At 73.4% G+C, this 22108-nt stretch carries 21 protein-coding genes; 12 read left to right on the top strand and 9 right to left on the bottom strand.

All coding sequences use genetic code 11. The features are described 5' to 3' along the window. Positions 1-4: 4 nt before the first annotated feature. Positions 5-1468 (bottom strand): FAD-dependent monooxygenase, encoded by a 1464-nt coding sequence (locus ABZ565_RS05150; protein WP_361020574.1) that lies wholly within the window; start codon positions 1466-1468, stop codon positions 5-7. 359 nt (positions 1469-1827) lie between these two features. Between ABZ565_RS05150 and ABZ565_RS05145 the strand changes: the two genes are divergently transcribed. The 6 genes from ABZ565_RS05145 (at position 1828) to ABZ565_RS05120 (ending at position 7967) form a co-directional block, all read left to right on the top strand. Further along, entirely contained in the window at positions 1828-2511 is a 684-nt protein-coding gene (locus ABZ565_RS05145; protein ID WP_361020572.1) for a response regulator transcription factor, read from the top strand. Then, positions 2483-2584, top strand: a complete 102-nt coding sequence (locus ABZ565_RS05140; protein ID WP_361020570.1) for a putative leader peptide — start codon at positions 2483-2485, stop codon at positions 2582-2584. Before ABZ565_RS05145 ends, ABZ565_RS05140 begins: the two co-directional genes overlap by 29 nt. A gap of 205 nt (positions 2585-2789) precedes the next feature. Further along, positions 2790-4421, top strand: coding sequence for an ABC transporter substrate-binding protein (locus tag ABZ565_RS05135; RefSeq protein ID WP_361020568.1), 1632 nt, complete (start codon positions 2790-2792; stop codon positions 4419-4421). A 2-nt stretch (positions 4422-4423) separates the two neighbouring features. After that, positions 4424-5380 carry an ABC transporter permease gene (locus ABZ565_RS05130; protein WP_361020645.1) on the top strand — a complete coding sequence of 319 codons (957 nt, stop codon included), beginning with the start codon at positions 4424-4426 and terminating at the stop codon, positions 5378-5380. Further along, on the top strand, positions 5377-6297 hold the full coding sequence (locus ABZ565_RS05125; protein WP_361020566.1) for an ABC transporter permease: 921 nt from the start codon (positions 5377-5379) through the stop codon (positions 6295-6297). Before ABZ565_RS05130 ends, ABZ565_RS05125 begins: the two co-directional genes overlap by 4 nt. Continuing rightward, positions 6294-7967 (top strand): ABC transporter ATP-binding protein, encoded by a 1674-nt coding sequence (locus ABZ565_RS05120; protein ID WP_361020564.1) that lies wholly within the window; start codon positions 6294-6296, stop codon positions 7965-7967. Before ABZ565_RS05125 ends, ABZ565_RS05120 begins: the two co-directional genes overlap by 4 nt. Here ABZ565_RS05120 and ABZ565_RS05115 read toward each other — a convergent pair. The 4 genes from ABZ565_RS05115 to ABZ565_RS05100 all read right to left on the bottom strand — a co-directional run bounded on the left by ABZ565_RS05115 (position 7935) and on the right by ABZ565_RS05100 (position 10118). Next, positions 7935-8630 carry a 4'-phosphopantetheinyl transferase superfamily protein gene (locus tag ABZ565_RS05115; protein ID WP_361020562.1) on the bottom strand — a complete coding sequence of 232 codons (696 nt, stop codon included), beginning with the start codon at positions 8628-8630 and terminating at the stop codon, positions 7935-7937. The genes ABZ565_RS05120 and ABZ565_RS05115 overlap by 33 nt on opposite strands. Before the next feature lie 29 nt (positions 8631-8659). Beyond that, positions 8660-9580 carry an alpha/beta fold hydrolase gene (locus ABZ565_RS05110; protein ID WP_361020643.1) on the bottom strand — a complete coding sequence of 307 codons (921 nt, stop codon included), beginning with the start codon at positions 9578-9580 and terminating at the stop codon, positions 8660-8662. A 124-nt stretch (positions 9581-9704) separates the two neighbouring features. Continuing rightward, a complete protein-coding gene (locus tag ABZ565_RS05105) occupies positions 9705-9836 on the bottom strand; it encodes a hypothetical protein (protein WP_361020560.1) in 132 nt (43 codons plus the stop codon). Positions 9837-9908: 72 nt separating this feature from the next. Continuing rightward, positions 9909-10118: a hypothetical protein gene (locus ABZ565_RS05100; protein ID WP_361020558.1), complete on the bottom strand. Its 210-nt coding sequence runs from the start codon at positions 10116-10118 to the stop codon at positions 9909-9911. Between the two features lie 198 nt (positions 10119-10316). On the opposite strand from ABZ565_RS05100, the gene ABZ565_RS05095 reads away from it, so the two are divergent. The 5 genes from ABZ565_RS05095 to ABZ565_RS05075 all read left to right on the top strand — a co-directional run bounded on the left by ABZ565_RS05095 (position 10317) and on the right by ABZ565_RS05075 (position 17305). Beyond that, positions 10317-12431, top strand: coding sequence for a cellulose binding domain-containing protein (locus ABZ565_RS05095; protein ID WP_361020556.1), 2115 nt, complete (start codon positions 10317-10319; stop codon positions 12429-12431). Positions 12432-12577: 146 nt separating this feature from the next. After that, the gene (locus tag ABZ565_RS05090) at positions 12578-13828 is read left to right on the top strand and encodes an NAD(P)/FAD-dependent oxidoreductase (protein WP_361020554.1); all 1251 of its coding nucleotides are present in this window, start codon (positions 12578-12580) and stop codon (positions 13826-13828) included. Next, positions 13825-15024: a lycopene cyclase family protein gene (locus tag ABZ565_RS05085; RefSeq protein WP_361020552.1), complete on the top strand. Its 1200-nt coding sequence runs from the start codon at positions 13825-13827 to the stop codon at positions 15022-15024. The genes ABZ565_RS05090 and ABZ565_RS05085 overlap by 4 nt, the downstream gene beginning before the upstream one ends. Beyond that, a complete protein-coding gene (locus ABZ565_RS05080; RefSeq protein ID WP_361020550.1) occupies positions 15021-15755 on the top strand; it encodes a methyltransferase domain-containing protein in 735 nt (244 codons plus the stop codon). Before ABZ565_RS05085 ends, ABZ565_RS05080 begins: the two co-directional genes overlap by 4 nt. Further along, positions 15752-17305, top strand: coding sequence for an FAD-dependent oxidoreductase (locus tag ABZ565_RS05075; RefSeq protein ID WP_361020548.1), 1554 nt, complete (start codon positions 15752-15754; stop codon positions 17303-17305). The genes ABZ565_RS05080 and ABZ565_RS05075 overlap by 4 nt, the downstream gene beginning before the upstream one ends. A 6-nt stretch (positions 17306-17311) precedes the next feature. Here the strand turns inward: ABZ565_RS05075 and ABZ565_RS05070 are convergent, their stop codons facing one another. The 4 genes from ABZ565_RS05070 to ABZ565_RS05055 all read right to left on the bottom strand — a co-directional run bounded on the left by ABZ565_RS05070 (position 17312) and on the right by ABZ565_RS05055 (position 21492). Continuing rightward, positions 17312-18316, bottom strand: coding sequence for a DUF5914 domain-containing protein (locus tag ABZ565_RS05070; protein ID WP_361020546.1), 1005 nt, complete (start codon positions 18314-18316; stop codon positions 17312-17314). Then, a complete protein-coding gene (locus ABZ565_RS05065) occupies positions 18313-19305 on the bottom strand; it encodes a phytoene/squalene synthase family protein (RefSeq protein WP_361020544.1) in 993 nt (330 codons plus the stop codon). The genes ABZ565_RS05070 and ABZ565_RS05065 overlap by 4 nt, the downstream gene beginning before the upstream one ends. Further along, positions 19292-20845, bottom strand: a complete 1554-nt coding sequence (crtI, locus tag ABZ565_RS05060) for a phytoene desaturase family protein (RefSeq protein ID WP_361020542.1) — start codon at positions 20843-20845, stop codon at positions 19292-19294. The genes ABZ565_RS05065 and crtI overlap by 14 nt, the downstream gene beginning before the upstream one ends. A 194-nt stretch (positions 20846-21039) precedes the next feature. Further along, positions 21040-21492: a MarR family transcriptional regulator gene (locus ABZ565_RS05055; RefSeq protein ID WP_361020540.1), complete on the bottom strand. Its 453-nt coding sequence runs from the start codon at positions 21490-21492 to the stop codon at positions 21040-21042. Positions 21493-21541: 49 nt separating this feature from the next. Here ABZ565_RS05055 and ABZ565_RS05050 point away from each other — a divergent pair, with 49 nt between their 5' ends. Further along, a complete protein-coding gene (locus ABZ565_RS05050; RefSeq protein WP_361020538.1) occupies positions 21542-22087 on the top strand; it encodes an isochorismatase family protein in 546 nt (181 codons plus the stop codon). Positions 22088-22108 lie beyond the last annotated feature (21 nt).

Raw genomic sequence — 22108 nt, 5'->3', positions numbered from 1 at the left:
GGGGTCAGGCCGGGCCGAACCAGCGGTCCAGCGCGGTGGGCAGGTCGTGGTGGCTGCCGGGGGCGGCCCAGGCGACGTAGCCGTCCGGGCGGAGCAGGACCGCGGTGGTGCCGGCGAGGCCGGCGGGCACGGAGCCGTGCGGGGCGCCGGTGACCACGTCGATCCGGTCCCGCCAGCGGGCGGCCCTGCGGCGCGGCCAGGGGTTGTCCGTGAGGTCGAGCAACACCCCCCGGCCGGAGCGGAGCAGGGCGGTGGAGCTGGTCCGGCCGGCCCGGGTGGTCAGTTCCAGATGGGGCAGGCGGGCGCCGAGCAACGGGTGGGAGCCCGTGCCGACGTCGTACCGGATGTCGGTCCCGCTGACCTTGGCGGCGAGATGGCGGGCCACCTCGTCGTACGGAAGGAGCTCGGACAGAACGTCCCGCAGCGGCTGCACGTCGTCGCCGCCGAGGATGAGGAGGCTCTGTGCGCGGGTGTTGGCCAGGAGCTGCCGCCCCACCCGGTGACGTTCGGAGTGGTAGGTGTCGAGCAGGGTGGCGGGGGCCGTCCCGCGCAGGACGGCGGCGAGCTTCCAGCCGAGGTTGAACGAGTCCTGGATGGAGGTGTTCATGCCCTGTCCGCCGGCCGGCAGGTGGATGTGGGCGGCGTCCCCGGTCAGCAGGACGCGGCCCCGCCGGTACTCGGACGCCTGACGGGTGGCGTCGGTGAACGCGGACACCCACACGGCCTCGGCCCCCGAGATGTCGCCGCCCGTGAGCCGCTTCCACACGTCGGCGACCTCGTGGAAGGAGGGCGGCCCGGTGCGCCGCCCCGGCAGGGCGCCGTGTTCGCCGACGATGACGCGGTGCAGGCCGTCGCCGAGCGGGGCGGCCATGACCATCCCGCCGGCGAGGCTCTGCCCGGTCGCCCGGGGGTCCACGTCCACGCCCCTGATGTCGGCGAGGAGCAGTTCCGTGGTGGCCTCGGTGCCGGGGAAGTCGAAACCGGCTGCTTTGCGGACCGCGCTGCGTCCACCGTCCGCCGCGACGAGATAGCGGGCGGAGAGCGTGGTTTCCCGGTCGCCCGCCCTGACGCGTACGGAGACCGCTTCGCCGGTGTCCTGGAGCGACAGGAACTCATGGCCGCGCCTGATATCGGCGCCCAGTTCCCGCGCCCAGCCCTCCAACACCGTCTCGGTGACGGACTGGGGGATGCCGCGGGCGGCGGGATGCGCGCCGCCGAGGACGGCCAGGTCCAGCGGGATGCCGCCGAAGTGGCCCCGGGTGCTGGTGTCCAGTCCGCCGAACCGGGACAACAGGCCGCGTTGGTCGAGACTTTCCGTCGTACGGATGGTGAAACCCAGTCCCCGCGATTCCCCGGTACGCCGGGAAAGGCGTTCGACCACGATGACATCGATTCCGGCCAGACGTAATTCACCGGCGAGTACGAGTCCTGCCGGTCCCGCTCCGACAATGATGACCGAAGCATCCATGGAGTCTCCCGACTGAGGGTCCGTTCGATTCCTGCTGACGTGAAACATCCTCGGCCGCCGCACTTTTTGTTTTCAAGGCGGAAACGTCAAGGTCCTGCGCAAAGAGATGTCAAGCGATCGTCAAGTCGCCGGGGCGGATGTCTGACATTCCCGCGGCGGGAAAAGGCCCGGCGCCGGGTCGACTGCGCGGCCGGCGCCAAGGAAATGTCAGGGGAAGTACAAATCCCTGTTGAGGAAGGCGCAGGACGCCCCCTCGGACCGCTTCCTGTGACCCCGCTCACAGTCAGGTGCGTGGCCGGGTGTCTAGCCTGAGGCCCGCAACTTCGGTGCTGCGCCCGCACCATGGAACGGGGGAATTGATGCGCGTCCTGGTCGTTGATTCCGACAGGTCGAACGGAAACACGTTGAGCACCCAGCTGAAGCGTCACGGGTACGACGTGGAGATCTGCACGACGGGCACCGAAGCTCTGGAAGAGCACAAGAATTTCGACCTCTTTCTGATCGATCTCCTCCTGCCCGACATCGATGGCCTGGAGGTCTGCCGGGCCGTCCGGGCGAACAGTGATATTCCCGTCATCGCTTTCACGGATGCCGGGATGAAACTCGACCGGATCCTGTGCCTGCAGGCGGGCTGCGACGACTGCATGGCGAAGCCGTACGGGTTCCGTGAGCTCCTCGCCCGCATCGATGCCGTACTCCGGCGGTCCCGCCCGGTGACGGCACGGAGTACGCGGGCGGCGGCGATCGCGCACGGTTCGCTGTGCATCGATCCGGAGACGCGGGAGGTGCGGCTCAACGGCCGGCTGATCGGCCTCACCCTCAAGGAGTTCGACCTGCTCCACCGGCTCGCCTCGGAGCCGCACACCGTGCACTCCAGGGCCTCGCTGATGGCCGCGGTGTGGGGGTTCCCGGGACGTCATGTCCCCGGCGGCCGGGCCAGCCGCACGATCGACACCCACGTGAGCGCGGTCCGCTCCAAGCTCGGCTCACCCGACTGGATCATCACCGTCCGCGGTGTCGGCTTCAGGATGGGCCGTGTCTGAGCGGGTACCGCTGACGACCCGTCGGCACATCGATCTGCAACGCCTCGCCGGCTTCGTCTGTCCGGGGCACTGACCCCACCTCCCGCACGACGCACGGGCACGCGTGTCCCCACGCAGGCCCGCGACGCCCGTGCCCACAAGCCGGTTCAGCCGTACACGGACCGGCGCGCGGGGCCTTCGCGCCCGCATTCCCGACGCCCGGTCCGGCCTCCCGCCACCCGTACGGGGCCGGCCCGGTCTCCTCATTCCCGCTCTCGCTCACCCGGAGTCGTACCTTCATGTCCAGACGTCCCACGCCCTCGCGCCTCTTCGCGAGCTCCCCGACGGCCGCCCTGGCCGCCGCGCTCGTCCTCCCGCTCACCGCGACGGCCTGCTCCGGAGCATCCGGGGCCCCCGGCAAGGCGGCCTCCACGCCACGGTCCGGCGGCCACCTCAGGTTCGCGATGGCGGCCGACCCCGGCTGCGTCGACCCGCACCAGGCCACGACCACCGACGCCCTGTACGGGGCCCGCGCCTTCGTGGACTCGCTCACCGACCAGAACCCGAGGACCGGCCAGATCGTGCCGTGGATCGCACGCTCGTGGCAGGTCTCGTCCGACGCCTCGCGGTTCACCTTCAGCCTGCGCACGGACGCCACATTCGCCGACGGCACTCCGCTCGACGCCAAGGCGGTCAAAGCCAACCTGGACGCCGTTGCCGCCCTGGGCGCCAAGTCGATGCTGGGCGCCGGCTACCTCCAGGGCTACCGCAGCACCGAGGTCGTCGACCGGTACACGGCCAAGGTGACCTTCAAGGGGCCCAACGAGCAGTTCCTGCAAGCGACTTCGACAGCGACGCTGGGGCTCCTCGCCCCCGCGAGCCTGAAACTCCCCGCAGACCGGCGCTGCACCGCCGAACTGATCGGCTCCGGGCCGTTCACCCTCGACGGCTACACCCCGAACACCTCGGTGGAACTGACCAGGCGCGACGGCTACCAGTGGGGCTCGCCGCTCTGGAAGCACTCCGGAGCCGCCTATCTGGACAAGCTCTCCTTCAGAGTCGTCCCCGAGGCCGGAGTACGCAGCGGGAGCCTGAACTCCGGGCAGGTCGAGGCGATCGCCGGCGTCGCGCCGCAGGACCAGGAGACCCTCGCGGGGCGAGGGCTGAGCATCCTCGACCGGCCCAACCCCGGTGTCCCCGTCGCGCTCAGCGTCAACACCGCACGGCCGCTGACGAAGGACCCGGCCGTGCGGCGCGCCCTCCAGTCGGCCGTGGACCGGGACGAGGTCGTGAAGACCGTCCTCAGCCCCAGCTACCTCCCCGCGACCAGCGCGCTGTCCAGCAGCACGGGCGGGTACGCCGACAACAGCGCGCTGCTCGCCCACGATCCGGAGAGGACCAGACAGACGCTGAACGCGGCCGGCTGGGTACCCGGCCCTGACGGCATCCGCGTGAAGAACGGCAAGAAGCTCAACCTGAAGGTGATCCTGGGCGCGAACTTCGGGCCCAACCAGACCGTTCTGGAACTGATCCAGCAGCAGCTGCGCAAGACCGGGATCGGCCTCACCCTCACGCTGCTCTCCCTGCCCGACTACCAGCAGGCGCGCGGTGCGGGCGACTACGACCTCGCCTGGGGCAACGGCACCCGCAACGACCCCGACATCCTGCGCACCGCGTTCTCCGGCAAACTGCTCAACCTCGGCCGCATCGACGACCCCCGGCTGGAACGCTCACTGGACGCGCAGGCCGCCGCGAGCGACCCGGAGAAGCGGGCCGCCCTGGTCGCGACCGCGCAGCGCCGGGTGCTCGAACAGGGCTACCAGATCCCCGTGTTCGAGATGGCGAGCGTCTACGGAATCGGCGAGAAGGTGCACGGCCTGACCCTGGACTCGACGTCCTACCCGCAGTTCCACGACGCGTGGCTGTCGTGACCATGGCCAACTACGTCGTACGCCGGCTCGCCCAGGCCGTGTTCGTCCTCTGGGCCGCCTACACCCTGTCCTTCGGTGTGCTGTACCTGCTGCCCGGCGACCCCGTGACCGTCATGGCCGCCGGGGGCGGGGACAGCACCTCCGTAACCCCGGAACAACTCGCGTCGGTGCGCACCCGGTACGGTCTCGACCGGCCGGTGGCGGAGCAGTACGCGACGCGGCTCGGGCACGCCCTGCACGGGGACTTCGGCGCCTCCGTCCACACCGGCGAACCGGTCGGGCGGATGATCGCGGACGCGACTCCCGCGACGCTGGAGCTCACGGCGGCCACGCTGGCCCTCGCCCTGCCGCTGGGGTCCGGGGTCGCCCTGGCCGGCACGTACACCCGTCGACGGTGGGCGGCTCAGCTCCTGCTGTCGCTCCCGTCGGCGGGGGTGGCCGCCCCCACCTTCTGGGCCGGCTTGGTGCTCATCCAGTTCTTCTCCTTCCGCTGGGGGCTGTTACCGGCCTTCGGGGACGGGAGCGCCGCCTCGTTGCTGCTGCCGGCGGTGACGCTGGCGCTGCCGGCGGCCGCGCTGATCGCCCAGGTCTTCGCCAAGAGCCTGCGCACCGCACTCGCCGAGCCGTACATCGGCACGGCCGTCGCCAAGGGGGCGAGCCGGCTCCGCGTCCACTTCTCTCACGCGGCCCGCAACGCGGCGCTCGCACCGCTGACCGTCGCGGGGGTGCTGGTCGGCCATGTGCTGGCGGGCTCCGTGGTGGTGGAGACCGTCTTCTCCCGCAACGGGATCGGCCGGCTGACGGCGACCGCCGTGACCGCGCAGGACATTCCCGTCGTCCAGGGGCTCGTGGTGTCCGGGGCCTGCGCGTTCGTCCTGGCGAACCTGGCCGTGGACCTCCTGCACCCGGTGTTCGACCCGCGGCTCACGGCGACGGGCCCGACGGCGGTGGCCACGTGAGCGCACTCGGTACGTCCCCCGACGGCGGGGCCCCGGTCACCGCGCCCGGCACGTCCTTCGACGGCGCGCCGCGAGAGTCGCCCGCGCGGCTGCGCCGGACCGCCGGGTTCTGGCTCGCCCGGCCCGGGCTCGTCCTGTCCGTCGTGTTCATCGCCCTGGTCCTGCTCGCCGCGCTGCACCCCGCCCTGTTCACCGGCCGCGATCCGCTGGCCGGGGTGCCCGCCGACCGGCTCCGGCCGCCCGACGGGGAACACCTCCTCGGCACCGACCAGCTCGGCCGTGATCTGTTCACCCGGTTGGTGCACGGCAGCTCCCTCACCCTGCGGGCCACGGCGCTCGCCGTCTTCGTCGGCCTGGTGGCGGGGTCGCTGACCGGGCTGGTGGCCGGTGCGGCCGGCGGGTGGGCCGACAGTGTGCTGATGCGGCTCACCGACGTACTCCTCGCCGTGCCGGGACTGCTGCTCTCGCTCGCCCTGGTCACCGCCCTCGGCTTCGGAACCGTGCAGGTCGCCGTGGCCGTAGGGGTGACCAGCGTGGCCATGTTCGCCCGGATCATGCGGGCCGAGGTCCTGCGGGTAGCCCGGTCCACGTACGTGGAGGCCGCTCGGGCGAGCGGCACCCGGTGGTACGCGGTTCTGCTGCGGCACGTGCTGCCGAACGCGGCCGGGCCCGTCCTCGTCTACGCGGCGGTGGACTTCGGGGGCGTCGTGCTCCAGGTGTCGTCGTTGTCGTTCCTCGGTTACGGGGCGCGCCCGCCGGCCCCCGAATGGGGGTCGCTGGTCGCCGGCGGCCGTGACTACCTGGCCACCGCCTGGTGGCTGACCACCCTGCCCGGACTCGCCCTGGCGGCGACGGTCCTGGCCGCAAACCGCATCGCCCGTGCCCTCGACGGCGAGGCGAAGGAGAGCACCCCATGACGAAACCCCTGACAGCACCGGCCGGCCGGCCCGGGGAATCCGGCCCCCTGCTCGGCATAGAAGGGCTGAGGATCTCCTACCGCACGCGGGCGGGCCGGGTGGACGCGGTGCGCGGGGTGTCCCTCACCGTCGCACCGGGCGAAGTCGTGGCCCTGGTCGGTGCCTCCGGCTCGGGCAAGTCCACGACGGCCCACGCCGTCGTCGGCCTGCTGCCGCCCGGAGCGACGGTCACGGCGGGCCGCGTCCTCTTCGGCGCGACCGACCTCGCCGCGGCCGCCGAACCGGAGATGCGCCGCCACCGCGGCCGGGACATCGGCTTCGTCCCGCAGGACCCCATGGTGTCGCTGAACCCGGTGCGCCGCATCGGCCCGCAGATCGGCGAAGTGCTCCTGATCCACAAGCTGGCCTCCGGCCGGCGCGAGGCCGCGGAACGCGCCGTCGAACTGCTCGCCGAGGCGGGCCTGCCCCAGCCGCACCTGCGGGCCCGGCAGTACCCCCACGAACTGTCCGGCGGAATGCGACAGCGGGCGCTCATCGCGATCGCGCTCGCCGCCCGGCCGAAGCTGCTGATCGCCGACGAGCCCACCAGCGCGCTCGACGTCACCGTGCAGCGCGCTCTCCTCGACCACGTGGACGAACTCGTCGCCCGCACGGGCACGGCGGTGCTGCTCATCACCCACGATCTGGGTGTCGCCGCCGACCGCGCCCAGCGCGTGGGGGTGATGTCACAGGGCGAGATCATCGAATCGGGGACGGTCGGTGAGGTGCTGGGCGATCCCCGGCACCCGGTCACCCGGCAACTGCTGCGTTCCGCGCCGATTCTCGGCTCGGTACGGGAGCGGACCCCGCCGGTCCGGCCCGCGGGGGCCTCGCGGGACCTGGTGGTGGCCCGGGGGCTGGTGAAGGAGTTCAACCGGGGCCGCCGCGGCCGGGCGCCCGTCCGGGCCGTCGACTCGGTGGACCTGACCATCGGACGGGGGGAGACGCTCGCCCTGGTCGGGGAGTCGGGCTCGGGCAAGTCGACCACCGCCCGGCTGCTGGTCCGCCTCGCCGATCCGACGTCCGGCACGGTCCACTTCGACGGCGAGGACATCACCTCGCTGCGCGGAGAGGCGCTGCGCCGACTGCGGCGCCGCATGCAGATCGTCTATCAGAGCCCCTACGCCTCCCTCGACCCGCGCCTGACGGTGGGGGACATCATCGCCGAGCCGCTGCGGGCGTACCGGGTGGGCGACCGGGCCGGGCGCTCCCGGGAGGCGGCGGCCCTCCTGGACCGCGTGCGGCTCCCGGCCGGTACGCTCCGGCGGCGCCCGCAGGAGCTGTCGGGCGGGCAGCGGCAGCGAGTGGCCATCGCCCGCGCGCTGGCGCTGCGACCCGATCTGGTGGTGTGCGACGAACCGGTCTCCGCGCTCGACGTCGCGGTGCAGGCGCGCATCCTGGAACTGCTCACCGAACTCCAGGACGAGTCGGGGCTGAGCTGCCTGTTCATTTCGCACGACCTCGCCGTGGTCCGGGGCATCGCCCACCACGTCGGTGTGATGCGGGGCGGCCGGCTGGTCGAGTCGGGTTCGGTGGCACAGGTGTTCGCCGAGCCCTCCCACCCGTACACGAGGGAACTGCTCGCTTCGGTGGCCGGTTCACGCCGTGCCGGGGCGGTGGCCGGCGAGTAGCGGGCCGCCCTCGGGGTGGACGGGGTGCGGGACGGCGATCGCCGCCGCGTACCCGGACTGCGCGGCCAGGTCGCGGACGTGCCAGCCGGCCGGCTGCCTCCCGTCCAGGAGGCAGTCGGTGCCCAGACCGCGCGCGAGGCCCGTGCCGAGGCCCTTCAGGTATGCCTCCTTCCTCGTCCACAGCCGGGCGAAGGCGGCTGCTCGCGCGGCCCGGGGGACGCGTGACAGGCCCTCGCGCTCCGCCGGGTGCAGCCGGGGCAGCAGCGCGTCGACCGTGCCGGCCCGCGGCACGCGCTGCACGTCGACGCCCACGGGCACGGCGGCGACGGCGATCACGATCAGGTCGTGGCTGTGCGAGAGGGAGAAGTGCGGCCCCTCCGGGAAACCGAGCAGCACCGGCCGCCCTCCAGGACCGCTGCTCATTCCGCCGGGCCGGTCGCGCCCGAACCGCAGCCGTGCCGCATCCGTACCGGTGTACTCGGCGAGGACCTCGCGCAGCGCGACATGGGCGGTGACGTAACGAAGCCGGGCGCGCGGACCGGCGAAACCGGCGGCACGGGCCAGCTCTCCCGCGTCGAGGCAGTCAGGGATCTGGAACCGGGAAGCTTCGTCCGGGGCGGGCAGTGACAGCGTCCGCAGCCGGACCCGAGGCAGAGCGCTCACTCGGCAGGGACGGGCCGGGGCGGCGGCGGTCACCGTGCGGCGGCCCGGCCGCCGGCGTCGAGGCACTCGTCGAGAAACGCCAGGGCGCGCAGGTGGTACGCCCGGGCGGCGGAACCCAGGCTGACGTTGTGCCCGGCCGCGGGGAGCCGGTCGACCAGCACCCGTGGCGCCGCCGAGAACTGCGCGGCGAGGTCCGCCAGATCGGCGTCGTCGTGACGCCACCACGCCTCGTGCTCGGCGAAGGTGAGGCGCACCGGCACCCGCACCCGGGGCAGCAGACGGGGGGACAGCGTGCCCCACTCCACCGCCGATTCGACCTCCCGCCGGGGCACCGGGGCGACGACCGCCCCGCTCTCGCGGAAGGTCCCGGCCGGATAGAGCCGCAGCGGACCCCAGTTGAGCCGGCGCAGGCCGGCGGCCGTGGTGCGGCCGAGCAACCCGGCGAAGGCGGCCGGCCGGTGCCCGCACCCGGAGACGTCCAGGCCGACGAAGGCGCCGGGCGGGGCGTCGGCGGCGAGAGCGAGGGCGAGCTTGCCGCCGAAGGAGTGGGCGAGCAGGAACAGCGGCGCGGACACATGGCGGTCCCGCGCGTCGGCGAGCGCCGCACGGACCGTCGACGCCTGCTCCAGCAGCGACTGCCCGGCAGGCAGATACGGGGCCGACGCGCCGTATCCGGGCCGGTCGAGTGCGAGCACGGCGCAGCCGAGGCGGGCGCCGAGCGTCAGCAGCGAGACGTCCGGATGGGCCTGCCCGTCGAAGTACCCGGCGCTCATCCCGCCGCCGTGCAGGGCGACGACGGTCGCCCGCGCCGGACGTCCGTCCACGGGTTCGCTCAGCAGCGCGGACAAGGGGGTGCCGGCCGCGTCGAGGGTGATCCTTCGGACCCCCGGCGACAGACGGCCGGGGGCGCTGGTCTCCGGTGAAGGGCGTGCCGTGGTCGTCAGCATCATGCGTTCCCGTTCTGGTCGGTCCACCGCGGGCTCCCCTCCAGGATCGGGCGCGCCCGCCGGACGGGACAAGGCGCGCCGGTTCAGGACTCCCGCAGAACTCCGCCTTCGCCAGGTCAGGGAAACGTCAGGGTTTCGACGCCCCGGGCTGCCGGCTGTACCCGGGGACGACGAGGCGGCTGCCGGCGCAGCGGGCGCCGGACGAGGTGGTCACCGCGGAGGCGGTGCGGGAAGTCCTCGGGCTGTCGTCCGTCGTCATCCCGGATGCCCTCACGGGTCGGGCGCCCCGCGCTGCCATGATCCGCGTACGTGAGGGCCGGAGCGGCCCGGGTCAGGGCACCGGAATGCGGATGACCGGATGGAACGGGCGCTTGACGTACCCGCTGCGGACATTGCGGCACGTCGGTGCCTCGCACATGAAGAACTCGTCCACCTTCGCGCGCCCCGTCTCACCTCTCAGCCATGCCTTCTCGTCGTCCGTGAGAGGCCGGTGCATCTCATCGGAGTCGCACGTATAGCAGAACAAGCTCTGAGGCTTCATGTGATCTCCCAGAAGATCCGGATGAGTCGGTCATCGACAGTAGAGAAGACCGGGGCCGCTCCGGAAGCCCCCATTCGGCTCAGTTTCCTTGCGTGCCGCCGCCGTTGACAGGGCGTCAAATCCCTCCCCATGATGGGAGCGCTCCCACGCTCTTGTTCCACCCCATCCGTGCCGCCGAGATCCCAGGAAGGATCACCCATGGCGCCAACGCACAGACCCCCACACGGCTTCCGCCCCCTCGCACGCGCCGCCGCGGTCCTGGCCGCCTCGCTCGCCGTGCTGGCCTCGCTGACCGGTGCGGCCCCCGCCGCACCGCAGGCCGCCGGCGAAGCGGACGTCGACGTACAGGTGAACGCCCAGGCGGCGCTGGGCACGCTGACCGGCGCCGCCCGCGGGGTCAACACCGCCATCTGGGACTCCCACATGAACGACCCCGAGGTGGCGGACCTGATGTCGGCGGCCGATGTCGGGGTGATGCGCTACCCGGGAGGTTCGTACGCGGACATCTACCACTGGGAGACGCACACGGCACCCGGCGGCTACGTCGCCCCGGGCACCGGCTTCGACGCCTTCATGGGCACCGTCCGCGCCGCCGGGGCGCAGCCGATCCTCATCGCCAACTACGGCTCCGGCACCCCGGAGGAAGCGGCCGGCTGGGTCAGGTACGCGAACGTCACCAAGAAGTACGGCGCGAAGTACTGGGAGATCGGCAACGAGATCTACGGCAACGGCCACTACGGCAGCGGCTGGGAGAACGACGAGCACGAGGACAAGAGCCCGCAGGAGTACGCGCGCGAGGTGCGCGCCTACGCGGCGGCGATGAAGGCCGTCGACCCCACGGTCAAGATCGGCGCGGTCCTCACCAGCCCCGGGGAGTGGCCGGACGGCGTCGTCGGCACCGGCGACGCGGGCGACTGGAACCACACCGTGCTCCCGGCCGTTGCCGACGTCATCGACTTCGTCAGCGTCCATTGGTACGCGGGCGGCTCGGACACCACCGCCGACGCCGCCATGTCCCGGCTGGCCAAACTGCCCGGTGAACTCCGGGAGGTGCGCAACCAGATCGACCGGGTCGCCGGAGCGCACTCACCGGACATCAAGATCGCGCTGACCGAGATCAACACCAACACCGGTGGTGCCCGGCTCACCGCCCGCCCCAACGGACTGTTCGCCGCCGACGCGTTCATGACGGCGCTGGAGAACGGCGTGTTCAACGTCGACTGGTGGAACACCCACAACGGCGCGGGGGAGATCACCACCGTCGACGGGGAGACCGACTACGGCGACATGGGCATGCTGTCCAGCGGAGCCTGCACCGGTGACGTCTGCGAGCCGGCGCCGAACACGCCGTTCCATCCGTACTACGGGATGAAGATGACCGCCGAACTGGGCACCGCGGGCGACACCATGGTCGCCGCCGAGTCCTCCGCGCAGGACGTCTCGGCGCACGCCGTGCTCCGCGACGACGGGCGGCTGAGCGTCATGCTCGTCAACAAGGACCCGGACGCCGCACGGACCGTCGCCCTCGACTACGCGGGCTTCACCCCGTCCGCCACCGCGCCGGAGATCAGCCGCTACGCACCCGGCGACAGCGACATCACCGAGGTCACCGACGGCGACGCGTCCGCGTCCCGGGTCACCGTGCCCCCGTACGCGCTGCTCACCCTGACCCTCGAACCGAAGTCCGGCACCGGTCCGGCCGCTTCGGCCGCGAGCACCCCGGGCACTCCCCGCCTGGACGCGGTCACCGACACCACCGCGCGCCTCAGCTGGGACGGTGCGACGGGCGCGACCCGTTACCTGGTCCAGGAGCGCGACGGCGCCCACACCCACCTGGTCGGCGAGACCACCGGCACCTCGGTCACCCTGCGGAACCTGCCCCCGGGCAGCAGCCACACGGTCAACGTGCTGGCGGCGGACTCGGCGGGGCGGATCTCCGGCCCGTCCTCGCCGCTGACCTTCAGCACCGGAACCCCGGCGGACGCGGTCTGCTCGGTGACGTACCACCGTGACTCCAGCTGGGGCAACGGCTTCGTGACCACCGTGACCGTGCGGAACCTGGCGGGCACGCCGATCACGGGCTGGACGGTGGACTGGGACTGGCCGACCACGGGCCAGTCGGTCTCCTCCGGCTGGAACGCTACGTTCCACCAGACCGGTAGCCATGTGCGGGTCACCGCTCCGGACGGCGCGGGCGCGCTGGCTCCGGACGGCGGGTCGACCGCCTCCTTCGGGTTCGTCGGCGCCAACGACGGCCCCAACCCCGACCCGGCCGTCTTCCGCCTGAACGGCGCGGTCTGCTCGGGCGGCTGACGCGGCGTACGGGAGTACCGGCCCCGGTCCGCTCGCGGACCGGGGCCGGCTGCTGTCTGTCACCCGGTCCGCACATGCGTGGCTCCTCGCATCGGCCCGCGGAACGTGGTCGGCTGGACCGGATGACCGACGGCACGAGGAGCAGCATGACCGACGAGCACCGCCGGCCCACGGACGCCGTCGTCGTCGGAGCGGGCCTGGCCGGACTGGCCTGTGCGCTGGATCTCTGCCGCTCCGGCCTGAAGGTGGCCCTCCTTGAGGCGTCCGACTCGGTGGGCGGCCGGATGCGCACGGACCGCCGGGACGGATTTCTGCTCGACCGCGGCTTCCAGGTGTTCAACACCTCGTATCCGCAGGTGAAACGGCGCCTGGACCTGAGGAGCCTGCGCCTGCGGCCTTTCACCGCGGGCATCATCGCCCACACCCGGACGGGTCCCGTCCGTCTCGCCGACCCGACGCGTGAACAGGGCGCGGTGGGGGCCCTGCTGCCGGGCCGGGTCCTCTCCGCGCGCGACCTGGGCGCACTGGCGGCCCTCACGGCACGGGACGCGGTGCTCCCCGCCTCCTCCGTCAGGCGCCGCCGCGACGAGACCACCTCGGCGGCGCTGTTCCGGGCCGGTCTGTCGGACGACGTCATCACCGGCGTACTCCGGCCGTTCCTGGCAGGGGTGTTCCTGGAGGACGGTCTCGATACCTCCGCCCGGTTCTTCCACCTGGTCTGGCGGAGCATGGTGCGCGGGACGCTGTGCCTGCCCGCGCAGGGCATCGGCGCCGTACCCCACCAGCTCGCCCGGGGCCTGCCCGACGGTGTCCTCCGGCTCGGCGCCCCCGTAGCGGAGATCACCGGGACGGGGGTCGCCCTGGAGGACGGGAGCGAAGTCCCCGCGAGCGTCGTCGTGGTGGCGACGGAACCGGCGGCCGCCGCCCGACTGCTGCCGGACCTGACCGTGCCGGACACGCGCACCGTCACCACGTACTACCACGCCACCGACCGCACACCGCTCGCCGAGCCGACCCTGCTCGTGGACAGCACCGGACCGGTCCTGAACACCTGCGTACTCAGCGAGGTGGCCCCCACGTACGCGCCGCCCGGCACCGCGCTGATCTCCACCTCCGTGCTGGGCGCCGACCTCCCGGGCCGTGCCCAGGCGGTCCTGCGGCGCCTGGCCGACCTGTACGCCACCGATACGAGCGGCTGGACGCGGATCGCCGCCCGCACCGTGGAGGGCGCCCTGCCGGCCATGCGCCCGCCGTGGCAGCTGAGCCGCCCCACTCGCTTCCGCCCGGGCCGGTACGTGTGCGGGGACCACCGGGCCACCGGCTCCGTCCAGGGCGCGCTCGCCTCGGGCACCCGGGCCGCCCGGGAGGTGGCGGCGGACCTGGCGCGCCGGCCATGAGCCGCTGCGACGTGGCCGTCGTCGGGGGCGGCGCGGCCGGGCTGAGCCTCGCGCACCGTCTGACGGAGAGCCGCGCCGCCACCGTGACCGTGATCGAGCCGCCGGACGGGCCGCCGCGCCCGGCGGAGCGGACCTGGTGCTACTGGCACGCGGAGGCGGACGGCCTCGACGAAGCCGTCAGCGCGTCCTGGTCCGTGCTGCGCGTGCACGGCGCCGACGGCAGTCCGGTCACCGTCGAACCGGCCCCCTTCACCTACCGCATGGTGCGCTCCGCCGACTTCGAGCGCCTGGTCCACGGCCGCCTGGCCCGAGCGGACGGCGGACACCTCCTGCGGGCCACGGCGGACGCGGTGCGCGAGGTGCCCGGCGGCGCCGAGGTCCGCTGCACGCTGCCCGACGGGTCCACGGTCGACGTGCGCGCCCGCCGCGTGTTCGACTCCCGGCCCCTGCCCGCCCTGCCGCCCGCGCGCACCCGGCTGCTCCAGCACTTCCGGGGCTGGTTCGTCCGCACCGCCACCGCCCGGTTCGATCCCGGCATCGCCGATCTGATGGACTTCCGCGTCCCCCAGCCCGCCCACGGACTCGCTTTCGGCTATGTGCTGCCCCTGGCCCCGGACCGGGCGCTCGTCGAGTACACCGAGTTCTCCGGCCGTCCGCTGACCACCCAGGCGTACGAGTCGGCGCTCGGCCACTACTGCCGCGACGTCCTCCGGCTCGGCGCGCTCACGGTGGAGCGCACGGAGCAGGGGGCGATTCCGATGACCGACGCCCGCTTCCCGCACCGGGCCGGGCCCTCGGTGTTCCGGATCGGCACCGCGGGCGGTGCCACCCGCCCGGCCACCGGCTACACCTTCGCCGCCGTGCAACGGCAGAGCCGGGCCATCGCCGCCGCCCTGCGCGACGGACGGGGGACCGTCCCCGCGCCCCACGGCCGGCGGGCGCTCGCCATGGACGCCATCGTGCTCCGTGCGCTGGACACCGGCCGGATCGACGGCCCGGACTTCTTCACCGGCCTGTTCCGCCGCGTCCCGGCCGAACGGCTGCTGAGGTTCCTCGACGGCACTGCCTCGTTCCGGGAGGAGTGGGGCATCGGGCTGCGCACCCCCGTACGGCCGATGCTCGCCACCGCCGCCGAACTGCCCTTCCTCCCGCGCCGGACCCGGTCCACCGCCAGAGACGGAGAGAACCACCGATGACCCTTCTGCGGGACCACGACCTGGCCCGCGCCTTCGACCACGCCTCCCGCACCTACGACGGCCTGACCTCCCTCAACCCCGGCTACCGCACCGACCTCCTGCGCTCGGCCCGCCGCCTCCGCCTCCCCGGCGGCGGCGCCGGACTGCACCTCCTCGACCTCGGATGCGGCACCGGCGCGTCCACCCGCGCCCTGCTCACGGCCGCACCCCTGGCCAGGATCACCGCCGTGGACGCGTCGGCGGGCATGCTGCGGCGCGCCCTGGCCAAGCCGTGGCCGGCCCGCGTGCGCTTCCTCCACCTGACCGCCGAGGAGCTGACCACGGCCGGGGAAGGGCCCTTCGACGCGGTGTTCGCCGCCTACCTGTTCCGCAACGTCACCGACCCGGACGCGGTCCTCGGGTCCGTACGGGCCCTGCTGGCGCCGGGCGGACGCTTCGCCGCACACGAGTACAGCCTCAGCGGCTCCCGGGCGCACCGGGCACTGTGGACCGCCGTCTGCCACGGGGTGATCATCCCCGCCGGCGCGCTCACCGGCGACCGGATCCTCTACCGGCACCTCTGGCGCAGCGTCATCTCCTTCGACACCGCACCCGTCTTCGCCGACCGGCTCGCCCTGGCCGGTCTGACCTCGGTGCGGATCGCCCCCGTCGCCGGCTGGCAGACCGGCATCGTGCACACCTTCCTCGCCCGCAACGGCCACCCGGCCACGACACCGGAGCCCGCCCCGTGAACGCCCGACCCCCCACCGCCCGACGAGGCCGCGACCGCAAGGCCGAAGTCCTCCGGCCCGCACCCGGCGCCGCACGCTTCCGGCGAGGTGACGAGCCGTCCGTCGCCGTCGTCGGGGGCGGCATCGCCGGCCTCTCCGCGGCGACCCTGCTGGCCGAGCGCGGCGCCCGGGTGACCCTGTACGAGAAGGACGACGCACTCGGCGGCCGCCTCTCCGGCCACCGCACCGTGCTGGCCGACGGCTCACAGGTGACGATGACCCGCGGCTTCCACGCGTTCTTCCGCCAGTACTACAACCTGCGCGGTCTGCTCCGGCGTACCGACCCCGCCCTCGCCCGACTCGTACCGCTGCCCGACTACCCCCTGCGGCACAGCGGCGGCCTGACCGACAGCTTCACCCGGGTCCCGAGGACGCCGCCGCTCAGCGCACTCGGCTTCGTCGCGCTCAGCCCCACCTTCGGATGGCGGGACCTGGCCGCCATGGACCCCCGGGCCGCGCTTCCGCTCCTCGACGTCCGCGTCCCCGAGGTGTACGCGCGCTTCGACGGCGTCGGCGCGACCGCCTTCCTGGAGCGCGTGCGCTTCCCGGAGGCGGCCCATCACCTGGCGTTCGAGGTGTTCTCCCGCAGCTTCTTCGCCGACCCGCGCCGGCTGTCCGCCGCCGAACTGCTGCTGATGTTCCACATCTACTTCCTCGGCTCGGCCGAGGGCCTGCTCTTCGACGTACCGGCCGAGCCCTTTCCCCAGGCGCTCTGGGAACCGCTCGCCGGGTACGCCGAGGGCCTCGGCGCGGACATCCGCACCGGGACGCCCGTGCACCGGATCGCCCCTCGTGACGGCGGCGGGGCCCACGTGCTCACCGGGGCCGGCACCCACCGGCACGACGCCGTGGTGCTCGCCCTCGACACCGAGGGCCTGCGGCACACCGTCGCCGCGTCTCCCGGCCTCGGTACCGCACGCTGGCGCGACGGCATCGCCGGCCTGCGCACCGCACCGCCCTTCCTCGTGTCCCGGCTCTGGCTCGACCGGCCCGTCCGCGCCGACCGGCCCGGCTTCCTCGGCACCAGCGGCTACGACGGACTCGACAACATCAGCACCCTGGAGCGGTACGAGGGCGAGTCCGCCCGCTGGGCCGCGCGCACCGGGGGCTCCGTCGTGGAACTGCACGCGTACGCCGTCGATCCGGGCGCCGAACACAAGGAGGTGCAGGAACGGCTCGTCGACCGGCTGCACCGGGTGTACCCGGAGACCCGCGACGCGCGCGTGGTCGACGCCCGGCACGAGTGGCGCTCCGACTGCCCGCTCTTCGAGGCCGGCACGTACCACCTGCGCCCCACCGTGCGCACCCCGCACCCCTGGCTGGCCCTCGCGGGGGACGGGATCCGCTGCGACCTGCCCGTCGCCCTCATGGAACGGGCCGCCACCACCGGCTTCCTGGCGGCGAATGCCCTGCTCGCCGACCGGGGTGTGCGGGGCCAGGTGCTGTGGACGGTGCCCCGGAGGGGCCGCTCCCGCGTACTCCGGGCGCTCGCCGCCGCAGGGCGTACCTGAAACGCGTCAGCCCGGGAAGCGCCCGGTGCTGCGCAGCGCCCAGCGCCTCTCCGCGTACGCCAGGTCGTCCACCCACAGCCGCCCGGCCGTCCGGCGCATCAGCGGCCGCAGCACCGGGGCGACGGCCCGGGCGACCGCGAAGCCCGGCCGGTCCGATGCGGCGACCGTCGCCTCGACGACGGCGGTGCGCGGGCGCTCGTGATCCGGACGGGTCAGGGGCGTCGCGTGTGTCTCCACGACGGAGGACACGCCCTCGCCGTCCGTGATGCGCATGACGACGGTACGCGGCCCCGGCGCCGTGAACTCGGCCCGCACCGGGACCACCAGACGCCCCGCCACCCGGAAGGAGACGTCGACCACGAACGCGTCGTCGTCTCCCCGCGGTTCACGCACCACCGAGAGATCGATGAACGAGTACGGGTGGAACCACGAGCCGTGCCACGGGTCGAGCCGGTTGGCCACCACGTCCTGCGGTTCGCACCGCCCGGCCGCCGTGAACACCGCGTCCACCGCGCCACCGCGCGCGGGCCGTACCGGCACCACGGGCCGCTCGGTGGGCTCCTCGCCCCCCACCTCGTCCAGCCGCACCCACACGAGTACGCCGTCGTCGTACACCGGAAAGGGCTCCCAGCCGGCGAACGGGGCGCCGTCCAGGGCGAGTCCGTGCCAGTGGCACACGAGCGTGCCGCACACCACCCGGCTGTCCCGCAGCGGTGCACCCAGGTGCGGGCAGACACCGGACCCGGCGCGCAGCTCACCGCCGTCCGTACGCCACAGCACGACCTCCGTGCCGCCGACCGTCCGGCCGTACGGTCGTTCACCGACGCGCACCTCGCGAGAGGCGCCCACCACGTACCAGTTGCCGGACGGGCGTGTCATGGCCCGCTTCAGCGCCCCGGCGACGAGCGCGGGGCGCGCCTCGCGCCAAGTGGGCTCCTGCGCCGCCCAGCCGGGTCCCGAACGCCGCAGCCGCAGCGGCGGCGACCACCGCTTCCCGTTCCGCCGGCTCACCGCACCGGTTCCTTCCGCTCGGCTTCCGGGCCGTGGCCCACGGCCGGGCCACGGTCGCGCGCCCGCCACCGGGCTCCGGTCACCCGCAGCACCCCGACGGCGGCCGTGGCGGCGCGCCGTCGCCGGGAGACGACCGCGCGGCGGTGCAGGACGCGGTAGTCCTGCTCGGCGACCGCGTCGAGGATTCCGCCGTAGAGGGTGAACGCCGCCCGGATACAAGGTCGCACCCGGGGATCGAGCATGCCGATGCCCGGCTCCGCCGTCCGGTACACACCCCGCGTCAGCTCCGTCGCGGCCACCAGCGCGGCCCGGATGCGCGCGTCGGTGCGCCCGGTGCGCCGGCTCCACTCCAGCAGCGCCCGGTCCACGCCGTGGGAGGACAGCAGATCGCCGGGCAGGTAGACGCGGCCCCGGTCGAGATCCTCACCCACATCACGTACGAAGTTGGTGAGCTGGAACGCCACCCCCAGCGCGGCCGCGTGCGGCTCGGCGTCCTCCCGGGGGACGACCGTACCGAGCACCGGCAGCATCTGGAGGCCGATCACCGCGGCCGAACCGTGCACATATGTCTGCAGGTCGGCATAGGTGGGGTAGTGGGTGACGGTCAGGTCGGCCCGTATCGAGGACAGGAAGTCGGCGAACAGGCCGTGTCCGATGCCGTACCGGGCGGCGGTGTCGGCGACCGCCCGGACCACCGGCTCGTCACCCGTGCCGGTCCTCAGCCCGTGCGCCAGGTCGCTCTCCAGGCGCAGCAGCAGCCGGTCGCGCTCGGCAGGCGTCCTGTGCCGGTCCAGGTCGTCGACGATGTCGTCGGCCCAGCGGGCGAAGCCGTACAGGGCGTGCACGGCGGATCGCCGCTCGCGCGGCAGGAGCCGGGTGGCCAGGAAGTAGGTACGGCCGTGGCGGGCGTTGAGCTGCCGGCACCGGCCGTACGCGGTGCGCAGCCCGGGGTCGGTGATGCCGGCCGCGTCCAGTTCACGACGGGTCATCGGCACCTGCCCGGACCAGGGGGGAAGGGCCGGTGCGCACCCGGCGGGCCCGCGGACCGGCGACGCCGGTGATCCGGGCGGCGGCCAGCTTGCCACTGAGGAGCACCGTCGGCACGCCGACGCCCGGGGTCGTGCCGCACCCCGCCAGGACCGCGTTCTCCGTCCCCCGCACGAGGTTGCGCGGACGGAAGGGACCGGTCTGGGCGAAGGTGTGGGACAGGGAGAACGGACTGCCGGCGGCGTGGCCCCGGGCCGTCCAGTCGAGCGGGGTCACCAGAAGCTCCTCCTCGATGCTGTCCGCGAACCCGTCCAGGCCCCGGCGTTCGAGTTCGCGGACCAGGGTGTCGCGGTAGCGGGGACCGAGGTCCGCCCAGGCGGTGGCCGGGGGACCGGTCGTGGTGTTGGGGCACGGGGCGAGGACGTAGTGCAGGTGGCGGCCCGGGGGCGCCAGCGAAGGGTCGTGCGCCGTGGGCCGTGTGATCAGCAGCGAGGGGTCGCTCATCAGCGCGCCCGCACGGGTCAGCTCCTCGAACGTCCGCTCCCAAGCGGCGCCGAACGAGAGGGTGTGGTGCGCGAGGTGCGGCCAGGTGCGGTCGGTACCGGCGTGCAGGACCACGGCGGACGGTGAGTGGCGCGGCCGGGCCGGCCGCAGCGGGCGGCGCCCCAGCAGCCGGTAGGCGGCCTCCGGTTCACACGTCAGCACCACCGCGTCGCAGGGGACGCGCTCGCCGGACGCCAGGCGCACGGCCCGTACCCGCCCCGCCGACCGCTCCAACGCGCTCACCTCGGCCGACCACCGCAGATCGGCGCCCGAATCCGCCGCCGCGTCGGCCATGGCCCGGGGGAGTGCGTGCATTCCGCCCTTCGGGAACCAGACGCCGGCCACGGTGTCCATGTAGGCGATCACGGCGTAGGCCGCGAGCGCCCTGGCCGGGGCCACACCGGCGTACAGCGCCTGGAAGGAGAAGACGCGCCGCAGGCGTTCGTCGGAGAGGAAGCGGCCGATCCGGCCGTCGAGGCGTCCGAACCCGCCCAGCGCCGCGAGCCGGGCGAGATCCGGGTGCAGCAGCCCGAACGGCGAGTCGAAGTTCGTGTCGATGAAGCGACTCATCTGCGCCCGGTACAGGCGCTCCAGCCACCGCCGCAGGTCGCGGTAGCCCGCCGCCTCCGCCGGTCCGGCGAAGCGCCGCACCTCCGCCTCCATCGCCTCACCGTCGGTGTGCACGTCCAGCGAGGACCCGTCCGCGAAGCAGGCCCGGTACGCCGGATGCAGGGCCGTCAGTTCGACCCGGCGGTACAGGCTGTCACCCACGGCGGCGAACGCCTCGTCGGCCAGGTGCGGCATGGTCAGCACCGTGGGGCCGGTGTCGATCTCGAACCCGCCCAGCCGCGCCCGACCCGCCCGGCCCCCCGGACTCGCGTCCCGTTCGACCAAGGTGACCCGGCGGCCCGCCCCCAGCAGATGCAGGGCACAGGCCAGTCCGGACAAGCCCGCGCCCACCACGACGACATGGCCCGTGGGCCCCGGCACGCCCTTCACGCGCCCTCCCCGTCCGGCGGTCCGGGCATGCGCGGCACCCCTCTTCGCTCTCGCACGCGCGCCTGCCTCCTGCCGGAACGCGTATCGGGCGATCTCACCCCCGGCGGCCGCTGGATGCGGGGTTCACTGCGGCGTGTCGCCCCACGCGTCCTCCGGTCGGCGTACGTCCCGGGAGCCCGGGAGGCGGTTACGTGCTATTCGCGTACCGGAAGGCCGTACGCCTCCGCCAGGCGGCCGAGTGCGTCACGGAGTGCGGCCTGCTGGGGCGGGGTGAGGCCGGCGTCCAGGCGCGCGTCGATCGCGAGCGCCATGGCCGTGCACCGCCCGAGGAGTTCGCGGCCCTCGTCGGTGAGGCTGAGGATCTGGCGGCGCCGGTCGGCCGGATCGCGCAGCCGCTTGATCGCGCCCTTGGACTCCAGGTGATCGGCGAGGGACACGACGAGGCTCGGGGCCACTCGCATCTGCCGGGCGATCTCCAACTGGGAGGCGGCCAGCCCCGCATCGAGGACACCCAGCACGCCGACGTGCTTGGGCTTCAGACCGACCTCGGCCAGAGCCTCCGCGTACTGGTCGAAGATCACCGCACCGAGGGAACCCAGGCGAAAGCTGAGGGTCTCGGTCCACTTGACATCGTTCACGAACCGCATGCTACCTTCCTCAAACCATTCAGGGTATGAATGATTTGAGGTAAGAACAGTGATCGACCCTCGTACCGTGCAGGTGGTCTTCGCGGACCTGCAGGACAGCATCGTGGCGCTGAGCCGGACGAACAGCCCGACGGCCATCAGGCGCTCTGCGGCAGCCCTGGGCCAGATCGCCCAGGTGCTCGACATCCCGTTCAGCGTGTCGGCCGCGCCCCGGCCCGACGGCCCGGGCATCATCGCCGAACTCCCCGAAGCGCCCCCGTACGTGCGCGGCGGACCGTCTTGCTGGGACGACCGGCCCTGGCGCGAAGCGGTGGCGGCCCGGGGCCGCGGCACCCTGGTCCTCTGCGGAGTGACCTCCGAGATCGTGGTGCTGCACACCGCGCTCGACGCCCTGGCCGACGGGTTCGACGTGATCGTCCCGGTCGACGCCTGCGGCGGCATGTCCGAGCGCACGGAGACGGCGGCGCTGCGTCGGATCGAGGCGGCGGGAGCCACCGTGTCCTCGGTGGCGAGCCTGACCACGGGCATGGTCCGCGATTTCACCGATCCCACCGGCCGTCAGGTCATCACCGCACTGCACGCTCTGATGAGCTAGTCGGGCGAGTTGAGCCGGGTC

The sequence above is a fragment of the Streptomyces sp. NPDC016469 genome, from assembly GCF_040632905.1.
In the GTDB taxonomy this organism is placed as follows: Bacteria; Actinomycetota; Actinomycetes; order Streptomycetales; family Streptomycetaceae; genus Streptomyces.
This window is presented reverse-complemented; position numbering and strand designations above follow the sequence as displayed.

Bases quoted from the DNA above. Each gene is read 5' to 3' on its own strand.
- ABZ565_RS05100 (WP_361020558.1), bottom strand. From the start codon at position 10,118: ATGAAGCCTCAGAGCTTGTTCTGCTATACGTGCGACTCCGATGAGATG.
- ABZ565_RS05055 (WP_361020540.1), bottom strand. From the start codon at position 21,492: ATGCGGTTCGTGAACGATGTCAAGTGGACCGAGACCCTCAGCTTTCGC.
- ABZ565_RS05135 (WP_361020568.1), top strand. From the start codon at position 2,790: ATGTCCAGACGTCCCACGCCCTCGCGCCTCTTCGCGAGCTCCCCGACG.
- ABZ565_RS05150 (WP_361020574.1), bottom strand. From the start codon at position 1,468: ATGGATGCTTCGGTCATCATTGTCGGAGCGGGACCGGCAGGACTCGTA.
- ABZ565_RS05065 (WP_361020544.1), bottom strand. From the start codon at position 19,305: ATGACCCGTCGTGAACTGGACGCGGCCGGCATCACCGACCCCGGGCTG.
- ABZ565_RS05145 (WP_361020572.1), top strand. From the start codon at position 1,828: ATGCGCGTCCTGGTCGTTGATTCCGACAGGTCGAACGGAAACACGTTG.
- ABZ565_RS05120 (WP_361020564.1), top strand. From the start codon at position 6,294: ATGACGAAACCCCTGACAGCACCGGCCGGCCGGCCCGGGGAATCCGGC.
- ABZ565_RS05130 (WP_361020645.1), top strand. From the start codon at position 4,424: ATGGCCAACTACGTCGTACGCCGGCTCGCCCAGGCCGTGTTCGTCCTC.
- ABZ565_RS05090 (WP_361020554.1), top strand. From the start codon at position 12,578: ATGACCGACGAGCACCGCCGGCCCACGGACGCCGTCGTCGTCGGAGCG.
- ABZ565_RS05105 (WP_361020560.1), bottom strand. From the start codon at position 9,836: ATGACGACGGACGACAGCCCGAGGACTTCCCGCACCGCCTCCGCGGTG.
- ABZ565_RS05085 (WP_361020552.1), top strand. From the start codon at position 13,825: ATGAGCCGCTGCGACGTGGCCGTCGTCGGGGGCGGCGCGGCCGGGCTG.
- ABZ565_RS05095 (WP_361020556.1), top strand. From the start codon at position 10,317: ATGGCGCCAACGCACAGACCCCCACACGGCTTCCGCCCCCTCGCACGC.
- ABZ565_RS05080 (WP_361020550.1), top strand. From the start codon at position 15,021: ATGACCCTTCTGCGGGACCACGACCTGGCCCGCGCCTTCGACCACGCC.
- ABZ565_RS05110 (WP_361020643.1), bottom strand. From the start codon at position 9,580: ATGATGCTGACGACCACGGCACGCCCTTCACCGGAGACCAGCGCCCCC.